Source organism: Alphaproteobacteria bacterium, from assembly GCA_025800285.1.
Lineage (GTDB): Bacteria > Pseudomonadota > Alphaproteobacteria > JAOXRX01 > JAOXRX01 > JAOXRX01.
Window position 1 is genome coordinate 86440 of record JAOXRX010000037.1, and the last position, 15176, is coordinate 101615.

Genomic DNA, 15176 nt, shown 5'->3' on the forward strand with positions numbered 1-15176 from the left:
ATACTAGTTTGCAACAATGTTGATAATTCTACCAGGAACATAGATGAATTTTCTCACTGTTTTACCTTCTATAAATTTTTGAACTTTTGGATCAGAAAGAGCCAGCTCTTTTGCATCATCTTCTGATGCATCTGGAGCTAATTCTACTTCACTACGAAGTTTACCCATAACTTGCACACCTATTGTAACTGTAGATGATTTTGTTTTCTCTTCATCATACTTAGGCCAACAAGCGAAAGCAATGCTTTCTTTATTACCCAAAACTTCCCAAATTTCCTCTGAAATATGAGGTGCATATAGAGATAACATTTGAATAAATGGAGCATACATTTCCTTAGAAACAACATCTTTATCAGCCATGTAATTTAGCATTTCCATTAAAGCAGATATAACTGTGTTATGAGAATTTGTTTCTACTCTTTCACTTACATTTTTAATTGTAGAATGAAGAACATTTTCATCTTTGTCTGATAACTCAACATCACCTAATTTATCTTGCATAGCCCAAACTCTTTTTAAGAATCTAAACACTCCAACTAAAGAGTTTTCATTCCAAGCAACTGCTTGCTCAAATGGACCGATAAACATTTCATAAATTCTAAGAGCATCAGCTCCATATTCTGCAATAACATCATCTGGATTTACAACATTACCACGAGACTTTGACATTTTCTCCCCATTTGAGCCTAAAATCAAACCTTGGAATGTTCTCTTATTGTATGGTTCATATTCTGGCAATACTGCTGTACAAATATTATCATCATCTTTTAAGTAGCTATAGTTATTTGGATTATCTCCTGTTGCAGCATCTCTTAAAGCTTTATACCAGAAGCGAGAGTATAATAAATGACGAGTCGTATGTTCTTGTCCACCATTATACCAATCAACCTTGCCCCAATAATCCAATGCTTCTTGACTTGCGAATGCATCATCATTCTTAGGATCCATATATCTTAAGAAATACCAAGAAGAGCCAGCCCAACCAGGCATTGTATCTGTTTCTCTTTTAGCAGATTCGCCACATTTTGGACATGTACAATTAACCCAATCAGTAGCTCTTGCTAATGGAGCATCAGCATCATCTGTTGGTAAAAATTCATCCATTTCTGGCAATTCTAAAGGAAGTTCTTTTTCTGGAACTGTAACCCAACCACACTTTGGACAATTAATCATAGGTATTGGTTCTCCCCAATATCTTTGACGAGTAAATAACCAATCACCCATTTTATAGTTAATTGCTTTTTTACCACACTCTTTTTCTTCTAGGAAAGATATTGCAGCATCAATAGCCTCTTGTTTACCCATACCATTTAAGAATTCAGAATTAATATGAGCACCTTCTTGTGTCCAAGCTTCCTCTTCAATATTTCCTCCTTCTAAAACAGGAACTATATCTAAGTTATATGCTTTAGCAAAATCATAATCTCTTTGATCATGAGCAGGAACTGCCATGATAGCACCCGTACCATAACCTGACAAAACATAATCAGCTACGAATACAGGAATTTCTTTTCCATTGAATGGATTAATAGCTTTTAATCCTTGAATTTCAACACCTGTTTTAACCTTAGCTTCACCAGCTGCGATTTGTCTTTCTAAATCTGTTTTATGTCTAGCTTCATCGATATAAGATTTAACTTCTTCTGCATTACCAAAAGAGCTCATATATTTTGTTAATAATTCATGCTCAGGACACACTGCCATAAAAGTAACACCAAAACATGTATCTGCTCTAGTTGTGAAAACAGAAAGCTTTTCTTCACCTAAGTTAATTTTAAAATCAATTTCTGCACCAACAGATTTACCAATCCAGTTTTGTTGAGAGGTCTTAATACTCTCTGAGTAATCAACTGTCTCTAAGCCTTCCAAAAGCTTTTCTGAATAGTCTTGCATTTTCAAAGTCCATTGCGACTTAACTCTTTGTTCTACTGGACCTTTACACCTTTCACAATTTCCACCTTCAAGCTCTTCATTTGTCCAGGCTCTTTTACAATGATCACACCAGTTAATTGTGCTATCAGCTTTATAAGCCAAACCAGACTTATAGAATTTCAAAAACATCCATTGTGTCCATTTTACAAAATCAGGATCTGTTGTAGAAACAACTCTATCCCAATCAAAGCTGTAACCAAGTTTTTTCAACTGTTTTGTAAATATAGATTTACATTCATCAACAGCTTCTCTTGGATGTATTCCTGTTTTAATAGCATAATGTTCAGCAGGAGCACCAAAAGCATCAAACCCCATTGGGAAAAGAACATTATATCCTTCCATTCTTCTTTTTCTTGACACAGCATCCATAGCTCCGTTCGATCTAGGGTGTCCAACATGCAATCCAGATCCTGAAGGGTATGGGAACTCTATCAGAGTATAATATTTTTCTTTGTCATTATCTATCTCTGTTTTAAAAGTATTATTTTCTTCCCAATACTTTTGCCATTTTTCTTCAATTACTTTAAAGTTATATTTTTCATTTTCCATTAGTTAGCTTTCACCTCTTGTATTTTAAGTTCTCTTGCTTTTGTTAATATTGAATCTTCAATTTGAGTAGCCATTGCATCATCTATATCTACATCTTGCCATTGACCATTCTCATCTCTCTTTTGCTTAAATACAGACACTTTAACACCATCTGCTCTAAGCTGTTTGTCTAAAATATATATGTTTAACTTATACCTATAGCCTTCATCTTTTAATGAAGTTTTCCAATCTGTTAGAATAACTCCTCCAAATGGATCAGCAGAAGCAACAGGCATGAAAGAAACAACATCTAAAGTTGCTCTCCATAAGAAAGCATTAACACCTATACCTATATTTTGCTTTTCCTCTTCATTAGAGAATATATCTAAACCATCTTCTCCAAAAGCTTTATCGTGCTTGCCATAAACAGCTTGAGCCTCACCTCTTACTCTTGTAGGATATACAGCTTCACCACCACAAGCAGATAAAATGCTTAGCATTAACACTGAAAGGTATATTTTTTTCATAATAAATCTCCTAATATATTAGTAGTATTCTTTTAGCATTTTTTTTATTTTTTTTCAAACTCTTTTTTTATTTGATATATTTTTACACAAATGTTATTTATTTTAATTATGAATATAGATTACAAGATATATAAGAGCTCTAGAAAAACTCTTTCTATAAAAGTACAAAACGGAGAGGTTATTGTCAAGGCTCCTTTAAAGTGCTCTGATAAAATGATTGCTGATTTAATTCAAGAAAAACAATCTTGGATAAACAAACATTTAGACATAGAAAGCAAGAAACCTAAACTTTCATTTAATCATGGAGACATTATCCCATTCTTAGGGAACAACTACAAACTAATAATAGTGAACAAGTCTTTACAAGACAAAGTTATACTAGATGATGAGGAAATAATAGTTTTCTCAAAAAAAGATGACATTAAAAATCATGAGAAATTATTAATTAACTGGTTTAAAAAGGAAGCTACAGAATTTATCTCAGATAGATATAAAAGCAATGCCACGCTTTTTGATTATAAAAAAGCTCCTCCATTAAAAATTAGAGAATTTAAAAGTCGTTGGGGATCTTATCATAAAAAAGGTTTATCTGATCAAATAAAAATCAACTGGAAACTTATTATGTATCCCTCATTATGTATAGATTATGTGATAATACACGAACTAGCACATAAAACTCACAACAATCACTCTAAAGATTTTCATAATCTAGTAGAAATGAAGTTTCCAAACTGGAAAACAGCTAAAAACATTTTAGACTCTAAGAATTAAGCCGCTAATTTTAATTTATATTTTCTATAAGATCTAGTTTTAATAATTCTATCAAACATTGGGGTAAAATCCATACCCTCAACCATTGTATAGTGCATTCCCCCGATTTCAAAAGAGTAGCCATGATCTCCATGAACTACAAAGTTGTCGGCAACAACTTTAGACCCTTTAACACAACCATTTGCAATCTCTTTTAACAAACAAATAAGATATTTATCTAAACTTTCATCTCTCTTAACAACAACACTACTACCTTCAATACCCTTTAATATCAAAACTACCTCTTTCTTATTAAACTAATAACATTACCAATATATGTTATATAAATAACACATATTTTCAAAAAACACAAAGTTTATTTTAACTTATTTATATTTTTTTCTTAATGTTGATTTACCACATGATGAACAAAACAAGTGATACGGTTGCAAAACTTTACCACAATGAATACATTTAAAGTTATCTTCATCGACCCATTCACAATGCTTGTTATGCTGAATTAAAAAAACAATCAACAAACAAGGTATAAAAACAGCTAAAGATTTAGCAAAAATGATTAAATTGAAATGACATACTGATTCGATCAAAAGCATGAAGTAACCCAATGTTAAAACAGAATAAGAGTATAAAGATAAATCCCTCACCTCTTTATGTTTATGAATTTTTATTACCTGCAACCAATATGCTATTGAAACTATAAATATAGCAGTCCATGAGAAAAACTCAAAAGCGAAATTAATATCCATTTTTATTACCTTTTTACTTGATTTTTTTATTTTTTATGTTATAGCTTAAATATGATTAAATTACCAGAAAAAAATAAAAAACTCCTATTACATGCATGTTGTGCACCTTGCTGTTGTGCTATTGCTAAAGAGTTAAAAAACTCTGGTATTGATTTTACTGTTTTTTTCTACAACCCTAACATCTTCCCTTCAAAAGAATATGAGAAGAGAAAACAGGAGTTAATTAGATATTGTAAAAAAATTAAAGTTCCGCTTATAATAGCTGAAGATGAAAAAAGCAAAAAACAATGGGAAGAAGCAGTAAGAGGATTAGAATTACAACCAGAAAGAGGCAAGAGATGCTGTAAGTGTATAAATCATAGATTATATAAAACAGCCAAATATGCTTCTAAAAATGACTTTGATATAATATCATCAACTCTATCAATATCTAAATTTAAAGACTTTATAATAGTTACAAACTCTGGTAAAGAAGCGGTAAAAGAATTTAAAAATGTTGATTTTTGGGCTCAAAACTGGAGAGAAATTATAAACCAAGAAGAGCCAAATAAAATATCTCGTGAAGAGAACTTTTATAGACAAAGATATTGCGGTTGCTTCTATTCTATCGGAGATGCTTTAAAATGATAAAAAATAAAGACAATATTCCAATTTGGTCAGAAAAAGATTTTGATGGCATGAGAAAAGCTGGTAAGCTAGCAGCTGAAACACTTGACTATATAACAGATTTTGTTAAAGAAGGCATATCAACATTAGAGCTTAATGATTTATGTGCAAAGTTCATAAAAGATAATGGAGCTATAGCAGCCCCTTTAAATTATAATGGATACCCTAAAGAAGTTTGTATTTCCCTTAACAATGTAATTTGCCATGGCATACCTGATGAAAAAACAGTACTTAAAGATGGTGATATTTTAAACATTGATGTAACGGTTATATTAAACGGTTGGTACGGAGATACTAGCAGAATGTTTACAGTAGGAAAAACATCTGTAAGAGCTCAAAAGTTAATTGATAAAACTTACGAGGCTCTTATGGCTGCGATTAATGCTGTTAGACCAGGAATGAAACTTTATGAAGTTGGTGAAATAATTGAACAAGTAACAAAACCTTATAACTTTTCTATAGTTAGGGATTTTTGCGGACATGGATTGGGTAAAGAATTTCATACTCAGCCTATGGTACTACATTATAAAAGCAAATTGCATAACAATATAACTCTAGAAGAAGGGATGTTCTTCACAATAGAGCCTATGATCAATGCTGGTAAATACGATGCTAAAATACTAAGCGATGGATGGACAGCTGTAACAAAAGACAGAAGCCTATCTGCTCAATTTGAGCATTCTATCGGAGTCACAAAAGATGGTGTTGAAATATTCACATCTTCCCCTAAAGGCTTAGACAAACCTCCATATAAATAATATATTTACATAAGATTTTGGATTAACTTCTATTTAAAAGCACTTAAGCTTTTAAAAAAATATTTTTAAAATTATCTTCAAGCTGTTTTTCTAAAGCATCTTCTTCAACACCCTTTAACATTGCTACCTTTTTAAAAGTCTCAATCACATAAGCAGGTTCACACTTTTTACCCCTATAAGGAACAGGTGCTAAATATGGAGAATCAGTCTCTACTAAAAGTTGTTCTATAGGACATAAGCAAACTGCATCTCTAACATTAGACCCATTTTTAAAAGTTACTATTCCAGATATAGAGATATAGTACCCTTTTTCAATCGCCCATTTTGCCAACTCAATCCCAGCAGAAAAACAATGTATAATAACTTTTGATTTTCCTGTATGATACTTATCCATAATTCTCATCATATCTTCATCTGAGTCCCTATTATGAATAACAAGAGGTAAACCTGTATCTTCACTAGCCTTTATATGCTTAATAAAATTAGCTTTTTGAGATTCTTTACAAATATCTTTATATGAATAATCTAGTCCACTTTCTCCAATAGCAACACATTTTGGATGCTTTGAAAAAGAGATTAAATCGTTATAAACTTTTTCCAAATCTTGTTCTAAAGCTTCTGGATGAATCCCAACTGCAAAATAAAGGCTATCATTTTCTTCTGCTATTTTTTGTGATATCTCGAATTCTCTTCTCTCTGCTGCAATAGTTATCATCTTTTCAACACCAACCGCTTTTGCATTATCTATAACTTGCTTAAGCTCTAATGGTGTCAATTCATCTAAATGACAATGAGTATCTATAATCATAATTCACCTTTCTTTTATAATCATCAACAAGCTAAAAAGCTATTAATGATATAATAAATTACTTTATCCTTTTTAATCTTGCAATAAAGAACCCATCGCTTGATATATGCTCATTTATATCTGAAGGTATTATTCTAATCATACCTTCTTTATTTATAATTGAGGATAATCCCTCAACCTCTTCAGGTTTTACCGGAAGTAGTTCAAAATTCTTATTACTATCTAAGAAGTTTTTAATCTGCTCTTCACCTTCTTCTTTTTGCAGAGAACATGTAGAATAAATCATAGTTCCTCCTACTTGAAGAAGATTAGAAATATTCTTTAGAATATCTTTTTGTAAAATTACCAAATCTTTTATCTGCTGAGGCTTTTTAAAATATAAAGCATCGGGATTTTTTCTAATTGTCCCCGTAGCAGAGCACGGAGCATCAATCAAAATAGCATCAAAATTACCCTCGTCATATTTAGTTGCATCTGCCTCTTCAATTTTAACATCAAAGCTTAATCTTTCCATATTCTCTGAAAGAATTTTTAATCTTTTATTATTCTTGTCTATTGCTATTACATCTGCTCTAGCATTTGCAAGCTGAGCAGTTTTTCCTCCTGGAGCAGCACAACAATCTAATACTCTTTTAGATCTTATATCACCTAGCAACCTTGCAGGCAAAGAGCTCTCAAACCCTTGAACCCACCACTCTCCTGCTGAGAATCCACTTGCATTTGGGACATTCATGCTATCTCTACATTTCAACAAAGACCCAAATTCACTTGAAGCCTTAGAATATACAACTTCTGCTTCTAATTCCTTTTCCCATTTATCTGGATTTGATTTAACATTAATGTACAAAGGATATCTCTTCAGAGAATATTCCATAATACTTTTTGTTTTTTCTATACCATATTGTTTTGTCCATGACTCAACTAACCATTTAGGGAAATTTTGGGAAACATCAATATTATTTAGATTATCTATTTTACATATTTTTCTAACTACAGCATTAACCAAACCTTTTAATTTTGTTTTCTTCATAAATTGAGTTGCATTTACTGCATTATTAACCACGGCATAATCTGGAGACTCTGCAAAAAAGTGTTCAGCTGCCGCTACTCTTAGAACATACATGATGTCAATTGGCACTCTTTTAGGATTTGCTAAAAACTTATTAATGACAACATCTAATTGCCCCATATGTCTTAAGCACTCATTAACCAATAGCATTGCAAAATTTTTATCATTTTGCTTTAGTTTTGCATATTTTGAGTTACTATTAATTGCATGGATTAAACTCTTTTTGTCATTTATACAATTCTTTAATATTTGAGCTGCTACAACTCTACTTACTTCTGTCATATTATTTTTTCTTTTCTTTAATTAGCTCGTAAGCTTTGTTTATTTCTGCCATTTTCTTTTCTAAAAGACTTATCATTTCTACAGGCATTCCGCAAGCAATTAAATGATCTGGATGATATTTTTTCACAAGATAATGATATCTTAATTTAAGCTCTTCTTTAGAAACTCCCTCATTAACTCCTAAAATGAAGTACGGATTTGATAAATCATAAACATTATTTATATTACAAATCCTTAAAAAAGAACTATTATCTATTTGAAATATTTTTGCAACACTTCTTATCTCTTCTAAAGCCTCATCACTAAGCTTACCATTTGCTTTAGCTATTTGTATAAAAGCTGACAATAACTCTTCCAAGACTTCTGGGTATTTCTTAAATTTTTTATAAAGAACCTTTGCATGCAAATCAAACCCTTTAATTTCTTTAGAGGATAAATCAAATATTCTTTCAACATTGCCTATTTCCTCTTTCTTTGATTTAAAGATATCAAAAAAAACTTTCTTTTTTAAGAACAAATCATCATCTCCAGCACGAGCAACTTTAGCAGACAAAGACACGATAGCAGAAGTTGTGTTTATCTGCTGATTTATTTCTTTTATCTTGCCTATGATTTTCTTAATCATTTTTATTCTCGTTTATAAGATCAAATATTTTCTCTTTTATAGAATTATCACTAACAAACTTTACAGCTTCATCTAAAAATCCATCAATCAGCATTTCTCTTGCCAAGGATTCTGGAATCCCTCTACTTTGCAAATAGAACACTGCTGTTTTATCCAAGTTTCCAACCGTATTACCATGAGCACACTGAACATCATCATTATAAATTTCTAACTCTGGTTTAGCCATAATTTTTGCATCATCTGATAGTACCATAGCTCTGTGCAACTGTTTAGCTTCTGTTTTAACAGCTCCTTCAGCAACCAAACTCTTCATTAGAAGATTTGCTCTTGATTTGTCTTTTGCAATACCTCTAATATTTATTGAGGAAGAACATTTTGGCTTATCATGGAAAACATTTATGTTAATATTAGCTTCTTGTTTATCTTTTAAAGAGTAAACACCCGCTATATTCGCTTCACAATTTTCTGACTCCATATTGACACTAATATCTATACTATTAGCTTTATTTATGAAAAAAGTTTCAAAATAAGATTTTTCTTCTTGTTTTACTTTTAGGCAAACATCATCTTCACTATCTAATAAATACAGATATAGTCTTGCATTTCTTTTTACGACAATGACATCTTCACTGTGAGCATCTATAATTCTATGTTCTGTATTTTCTGTTACATTAAGCATTATGATTTATACCCTGTCTCTTCCAGCTCAAGAGCAAGATTCTTATCACCTGTTTTAGTTATTTTTCCATCTGCTAAAACATGAATAAAATCTGGCTGTATATAATCTAACAATCGTTGATAGTGAGTAATAATTAAGAACGACCTACCTTCACTTCTAAGTCTATTAACACCGTCTGCGACTTCTCGTAGAGCATCAATATCCAAGCCCGAATCCGTCTCATCCATAATTATCATATCTGGCTGTAGCATAGTCATTTGCAAGACTTCATTTCTTTTCTTTTCTCCACCTGAGAATCCAGAATTAACTCCTCTTTTACCCATATCAGAATGAATATGTAAATCTTTAATACTTGCTGATAGAGCTTTCATAAACTCTAAAGTATTCATTTCTTTTTCTCCAAGAAACTTTCTCTTTGAGTTTATTGCCATTCTTAAAAATGTATTATTTGTAACACCTTCTATCTCAACTGGATACTGAAAAGCTAAGAATAAACCATTATTTGCTCTTTCATCAATACTCATGTTTAATAGGTTATGACCTTTAAAATCTACATGACCATCAGTTACCTCATAACCCTCTTTACCTGCAAGAGTATAAGAAAGTGTAGACTTACCTGCTCCATTAGGACCCATTATAGCATGAACCTCCCCAGGATTAATATCTAAGCTCAATCCCTTGATAATTTCTTTATCTTGTACTTTTACTTTTAAGTTTTCTATTTTTAGCATTTTTATTTCCTATCTAACCTACTGATCCTTCTAGGGATAAACTAATCAATTCTTGTGCTTCAGAGGCAAACTCTAATGGCATCTTAGTCATAACATCTGCACAAAATCCATTTACTATAAGAGATACTGCATCCTCTTCTTTTACACCTCTTTGCTGACAGTAAAACAACTGTTGTTCTGAAATCTTAGATGTAGTAGCTTCATGCTCTAATATTGAGCTTTTGTTATCATTCTCTACCACTGGGAATGTATGAGCACCACATTTATCTCCTATAAGAAGGCTATCACATTGAGTATAATTTCTGGCATTTTCTGCATTTTTTAGCACTTTTACCATTCCTCTATATGAAGATTCCGATTTACCACAGCTAATAGTTTTTGCAATAATCTTAGAGGTTGTATTCTTCCCAATATGTATCATCTTTGTTCCTGTATCAGCTTGCTGATAATTATTAGTTATAGCTATTGAATAGAACTCTCCTATTGAATTATCTCCTTTAAGAATACAACTAGGGTACTTCCATGTTATAGCAGATCCTGTTTCAATTTGAGCCCAACTAATTTTTGCATTATTGTAAGCAGTTCCCCTTTTGGTAACAAAGTTATATATACCACCATTGCCCTGCTCATCTCCTGCAAACCAATTTTGTACTGTGGAGTATTTAATATCAGCACCATCAAGAGCAACTAATTCAACAACAGCTGAATGCAATTGATTTTCATCTCTTTGAGGAGCTGTACAACCTTCCAAGTAAGATACAGAAGCACCCTCATCTGCCACGATTAGAGTTCTCTCAAACTGCCCTGTTTTTTCACTATTAATTCTAAAATATGTGGATAGATCCATTGGGCATTTAACACCTTTAGGAATGTAAACAAAACTACCATCAGAAAATACCGCAGAATTCAAACAAGCGAAATAGTTATCAGTTGCAGGAACAACTGTAGCTAAATATTTCTTAACTAGCTCTGGATGATTCTTTACAGCAGATGAGAACGAACAGAAAATTATGCCTAAATCTTCCAACTCTTTTCTATGAGTAGTAATTACAGAGACACTATCAAAAACAGCATCAACTGCAATTTTATTTTCCTGAGTCTCATTTATAGGAACACCTAATTTTTCATAAGTTTCTTTAAGCTCTTTATCTTCTTTATTCTCTGGTTCTGAATAATAGAAAATATCTTGATAATCTATTTCTGGATAATCTAGCTTAGCCCACTTAGGCTCTTTCATTTGCAACCATTTGCTATAAGCATTAAGTCTAAACTCTAACAACCACTCTGGTTCTTCTTTTTTAGAAGAAATAAGTTTAATAATTTCTTCATTAAGCCCCTTTGGTATCTTATTGCTTTTTATCTCACTTACAAAACCATATTTATAATGGCTATTTGCAACTTTTTTTATTTCTTCCATAGAGCTTTTTTATAACAGAAAAAGAAAATAAAATCAATTATTGTTTTAAATAAAAAATAAAATTTTATAAAATCAAGCGGATAAAAAAATAGAGAAAAAGATCGAAATCTTTTTCTCTATTTACACTGTTCTTTATGCTAAAATTAATCAGTCCAATTTTCAAGCCAAGCATTAAGAGCTGCTTTTGCTTCTTCTAATACTTCGTCTGCTTCTACAGCCATATCTTTTAAATCTTGCATTTCTTCTTTTTGAGAGTCTTTTTCAAGAGCTTCCATAAAGTTACCAACAATTTTAAGACCAATATTTCTAGACATTCCTTTTAGCAAATGAGCTTTTGATTTTATTTGATCTCTATCATTCTCAGATATTGCTTCTAGCAAGTCTTTTTGTGCCTCTTGTGAAGATGCTCCAAATTGAGCAACAAGACCTTGGAAAACATCTAAAGAGAAACTTTTCTTAAGATTTCCTAACACTTCCATATCTAAATGCTTCATTAATTCTTCTTCTTGTAAATCTATTTTTTCCACAGATCCTCTGTTCCTTTCTAACGCACCCTTTAAATAGTTAGGGTTAATTGGTTTACCTATAAAGTCATTCATCCCTACTTCTCTACATAACTCTACATCTTTTTGTTTTATATTACCTGTTATAGCTATCACAGGTGTATTTGCCTTCATTTCATCTGTTAAAGATCTAATTTTTTTAGTAGCTTCTAATCCACTAATACCGGGCAAATCAATATCCATCAATATCGCTAAGAAGTTATTCTTATCTATTAGGCTCAAACCTTCTTCCGCAGACCCAACAACTACTGGATTATATTTAAAGGACACCAAATATTCAGATACTATCTTTTGAGAAACAGGATCATCCTCGACAACAAGAACATAAGGAAGTCCTTTAACTTCTTCATTTTTCTCAATTTGCACAGATACCTCTAAAGATACTGGGTTTTTATGTTTTGGAACAGGTATTTTATTCTTTTCTAAGTTTTTGTTAACACTCTCAAAAGAGAATCCTGAACCAACAGCATCTACATTTGCCATTCTAAGCATAGCACCTCTTAGATAATCTGGGTCGACAGGCTTACCAATGAAATCATTCATCCCAGCTTTTCTGCAATCTTGTATATCCTCTTCAGAAACATTACCTGTAACAGCAATAATAGGAACCTCAGCCTTTTTCTTATCCTCTAAAGACCTTATTCTTTTTGTTGTTTCCAACCCACTCATACCAGGCATATTTATATCCATAAGTATAAGGTCAAACTCTTCTGCTTTAATCCAATCTATAGCCTCTTTACCACTTCCTGCAACTTTAGTAGTATGGGCATCATTCTTTAAATAGCCTTCAATAATTTTTTGAGAAATAGCATCATCTTCTACTATAAGAACTCTATCTATTTTATTAGAGCCATCTTCAGATACTTGATTCAAATCTTTTTTCTTCTTCTCTGTATCATCTTCTTTTAGTTCTTCTTTTACTTCTTTAAGTTTTTCTTCTTTTTTGGCTTTTGTCTTTTTATTATTCTTTTGAGGACCACCTTCTTCTGAAGACTTACCTTCATCTTTTTCATCTATTAACTTAAATATTTCAAAAAGAGCTTGTTGAATATCTTCTGGAGAAACAGGCTTGCCTAAACAGAAGTTCACACCTTGCTCCATATATCTTTTCCTGTCTGCTTCCGCCACATTACCAGTAAGAGCAACAACAGGCATATTTTCCACACCTTCTTTTTGTCTTATATACTTACAAACTTCTATACCATTCATATCTGGCAAGCCCATATCTAAGAATACAAAATCAACATCGCCAGCATCTACCATACGTATAGCACTTGCTCCATCAGAAGCATATTTAGGCAATTGACCATTTGAAGATAAGTATGACCCTACAACTTTTTGAGAAATAGCATCATCCTCAACAACAAGTACTTCATAAGACCTATCTTTTTGGTTCTCCATATAGTCCATTTGCTCTGTTTTTTCTTCAATTGCATCAGCTATATCGAATTCAACTTCCCACCAGAATGTTGAACCATCGCCTTCTTTAGAAATAACTCCTATTTCTCCTCCCATAGCAACAACAAGCTTCTTACATATACTTAGACCTAGTCCAGTTCCACCAAAGTTTCTTGTAGTTGATTTATCAGCCTGCACAAACTCTTGGAACAACTTATCTTTCGCATCTTCTGGAATACCAATACCTGTATCACGGACCTCTGCTCTAATCTTACATCTCTCTCCTGATCTTTTTATACTTCTTAGAGAAACATAAACCCCACCCTCTTTTGTAAACTTAATAGAGTTACCTATCAGGTTAAGCATAACCTGTCTAAGCCTTGTTGGGTCACCATTTATAAATTGAGGAATAGTATTATCAAAATCAGCTTTTAGCTCTATTCCTTGTTGTTCTGCTCTAGCCTTCATAGTTAGAACAATATTATCTATAAACTTATGTAAATCAAAAGGAATGTCTTCCAGCTCCATATGTCCAGAAGAAAGCTTTGAGAAATCCAACACATCATTAAGTAGTGATAACAGTGCCTCACCAGAATAAGTCAAGTTATCTAGGAATTCTTGTTGTTTTTTATCTAACTCAGTATTAGCTAACATCCTAACCATACCCATAATACCATTCAAAGGAGTTCTAACCTCATGACTTAAGAAAGCAATATAACCAGACTTAGATTCACTCTCAGCACTTGCTTTATCAGCAATCTGTTGAATCGCTTTACCTCTTTCAGCCATTTTAAGCAATAGATTTGCTTCAACTTCTTTTTCTTGCTCTATAATTTTCATTTTATGAGCCTGTTCTGAAACTTCTTTAAAATGTCTCTCTTCTGCTTTTTTTCTTAATATCTCTTCTTTTTTAGCTCTAATTCTTAAAGATCTTGCTTTCAAAAACCTCACATTCTCTAGAATTGCTGACAAAAATACTGAGAAAAACAAGCAATAAACTATCGGAGCCATATATAGCACAAAGTTATAAACAAAAGACTTCTCTATAGATTTCATTTGAAAAACATCAAATAAGAAAAGAGGTATTAATGCTGCACCCGCTAACAAACAAGAAAAACAGTATTTAGAAACTGTTTTTGGTTGTACAGACGAATAATAGCTACCTGTAACAAAGCATGTAAACAATGCAATAATCATACTTGCAAAACTAATTGTCTCTTTTATTTTAAATCTAATGGTCGGAATAAAATTCATTGCAATTAAGAACACCAAACAAACTATTAGTGCATTTATATTCTTATTTATTTTTTCATTTGTTAATTTTGTACTAAATATGCTTTTACAAAAAGATATGAAAAATATAGCCCAAACCAACATTAGAAAATTTGATATTACAGCAATATCTGTTATTGATAAGTTTAAGTTAAAAACCTCTACTTCTATCCCCGCTATTTGTTTAACATATATAGCTAAAAGCCCTGAAATAAAAAGTAAAAAAGACCATAAAAACTTATTGCTCTTTAGTATTTTAAAAAATTTAAAGTTAGTGTATGTTAAGGCTACAACCAAACCTGAGTCTAAATGACTTATTGATTCCATCCAAGAGTACATAAATGAGATTCTCCTAATAAATATATATATTTTTTATTATTAAATCATTTAAAGCATATTTTCAA

The 15176-nt window shown here is 31.8% G+C and carries 14 protein-coding genes; 3 read left to right on the forward strand and 11 right to left on the reverse strand.

Annotated elements, in window-relative coordinates; all coding sequences use genetic code 11:
* Positions 1–3: 3 nt before the first annotated feature.
* Together leuS and OIF36_01345 are read right to left on the reverse strand one after the other, a co-directional pair.
* Complete coding sequence (leuS, locus tag OIF36_01340; protein ID MCV6599114.1) at positions 4–2481, reverse strand: leucine--tRNA ligase; 2478 nt, start codon at positions 2479–2481, stop codon at positions 4–6.
* A complete protein-coding gene (locus OIF36_01345) occupies positions 2481–2987 on the reverse strand; it encodes a DUF3576 domain-containing protein (GenBank protein ID MCV6599115.1) in 507 nt (168 codons plus the stop codon). Before OIF36_01345 ends, leuS begins: the two co-directional genes overlap by 1 nt.
* Positions 2988–3095: 108 nt before the next feature.
* Here OIF36_01345 and OIF36_01350 point away from each other — a divergent pair, with 108 nt between their 5' ends.
* Positions 3096–3758 (forward strand): M48 family metallopeptidase, encoded by a 663-nt coding sequence (locus OIF36_01350; GenBank protein ID MCV6599116.1) that lies wholly within the window; start codon positions 3096–3098, stop codon positions 3756–3758.
* Here OIF36_01350 and OIF36_01355 read toward each other — a convergent pair.
* On the reverse strand, positions 3755–4033 hold the full coding sequence (locus OIF36_01355) for a hypothetical protein (protein ID MCV6599117.1): 279 nt from the start codon (positions 4031–4033) through the stop codon (positions 3755–3757). The genes OIF36_01350 and OIF36_01355 overlap by 4 nt on opposite strands.
* A gap of 90 nt (positions 4034–4123) precedes the next feature.
* Complete coding sequence (locus OIF36_01360) at positions 4124–4504, reverse strand: PQ-loop domain-containing transporter (GenBank protein MCV6599118.1); 381 nt, start codon at positions 4502–4504, stop codon at positions 4124–4126.
* Positions 4505–4555: 51 nt separating this feature from the next.
* Between OIF36_01360 and OIF36_01365 the strand changes: the two genes are divergently transcribed.
* Positions 4556–5131, forward strand: a complete 576-nt coding sequence (locus OIF36_01365; GenBank protein ID MCV6599119.1) for an epoxyqueuosine reductase QueH — start codon at positions 4556–4558, stop codon at positions 5129–5131.
* Positions 5128–5928 (forward strand): type I methionyl aminopeptidase, encoded by an 801-nt coding sequence (gene map, locus OIF36_01370; GenBank protein MCV6599120.1) that lies wholly within the window; start codon positions 5128–5130, stop codon positions 5926–5928. Before OIF36_01365 ends, map begins: the two co-directional genes overlap by 4 nt.
* A 43-nt stretch (positions 5929–5971) precedes the next feature.
* Here map and OIF36_01375 read toward each other — a convergent pair whose 3' ends face one another.
* The 7 genes from OIF36_01375 to OIF36_01405 all read right to left on the reverse strand — a co-directional run bounded on the left by OIF36_01375 (position 5972) and on the right by OIF36_01405 (position 15111).
* A complete protein-coding gene (locus OIF36_01375) occupies positions 5972–6736 on the reverse strand; it encodes a TatD family hydrolase (GenBank protein MCV6599121.1) in 765 nt (254 codons plus the stop codon).
* A 58-nt stretch (positions 6737–6794) separates the two neighbouring features.
* Positions 6795–8087, reverse strand: coding sequence for a 16S rRNA (cytosine(967)-C(5))-methyltransferase RsmB (gene rsmB, locus OIF36_01380; protein ID MCV6599122.1), 1293 nt, complete (start codon positions 8085–8087; stop codon positions 6795–6797).
* A 1-nt stretch (position 8088) separates the two neighbouring features.
* Entirely contained in the window at positions 8089–8712 is a 624-nt protein-coding gene (locus OIF36_01385; protein ID MCV6599123.1) for a DnaJ domain-containing protein, read from the reverse strand.
* Positions 8705–9391: a SufD family Fe-S cluster assembly protein gene (locus OIF36_01390; GenBank protein MCV6599124.1), complete on the reverse strand. Its 687-nt coding sequence runs from the start codon at positions 9389–9391 to the stop codon at positions 8705–8707. The genes OIF36_01385 and OIF36_01390 overlap by 8 nt, the downstream gene beginning before the upstream one ends.
* Positions 9391–10122 (reverse strand): Fe-S cluster assembly ATPase SufC, encoded by a 732-nt coding sequence (sufC, locus tag OIF36_01395; GenBank protein MCV6599125.1) that lies wholly within the window; start codon positions 10120–10122, stop codon positions 9391–9393. The genes OIF36_01390 and sufC overlap by 1 nt, the downstream gene beginning before the upstream one ends.
* A 13-nt stretch (positions 10123–10135) precedes the next feature.
* The gene (gene sufB / locus OIF36_01400) at positions 10136–11539 is read right to left on the reverse strand and encodes a Fe-S cluster assembly protein SufB (GenBank protein MCV6599126.1); all 1404 of its coding nucleotides are present in this window, start codon (positions 11537–11539) and stop codon (positions 10136–10138) included.
* Positions 11540–11682: 143 nt separating this feature from the next.
* The gene (locus OIF36_01405) at positions 11683–15111 is read right to left on the reverse strand and encodes a response regulator (protein ID MCV6599127.1); all 3429 of its coding nucleotides are present in this window, start codon (positions 15109–15111) and stop codon (positions 11683–11685) included.
* Positions 15112–15176: the final 65 nt, after the last annotated feature.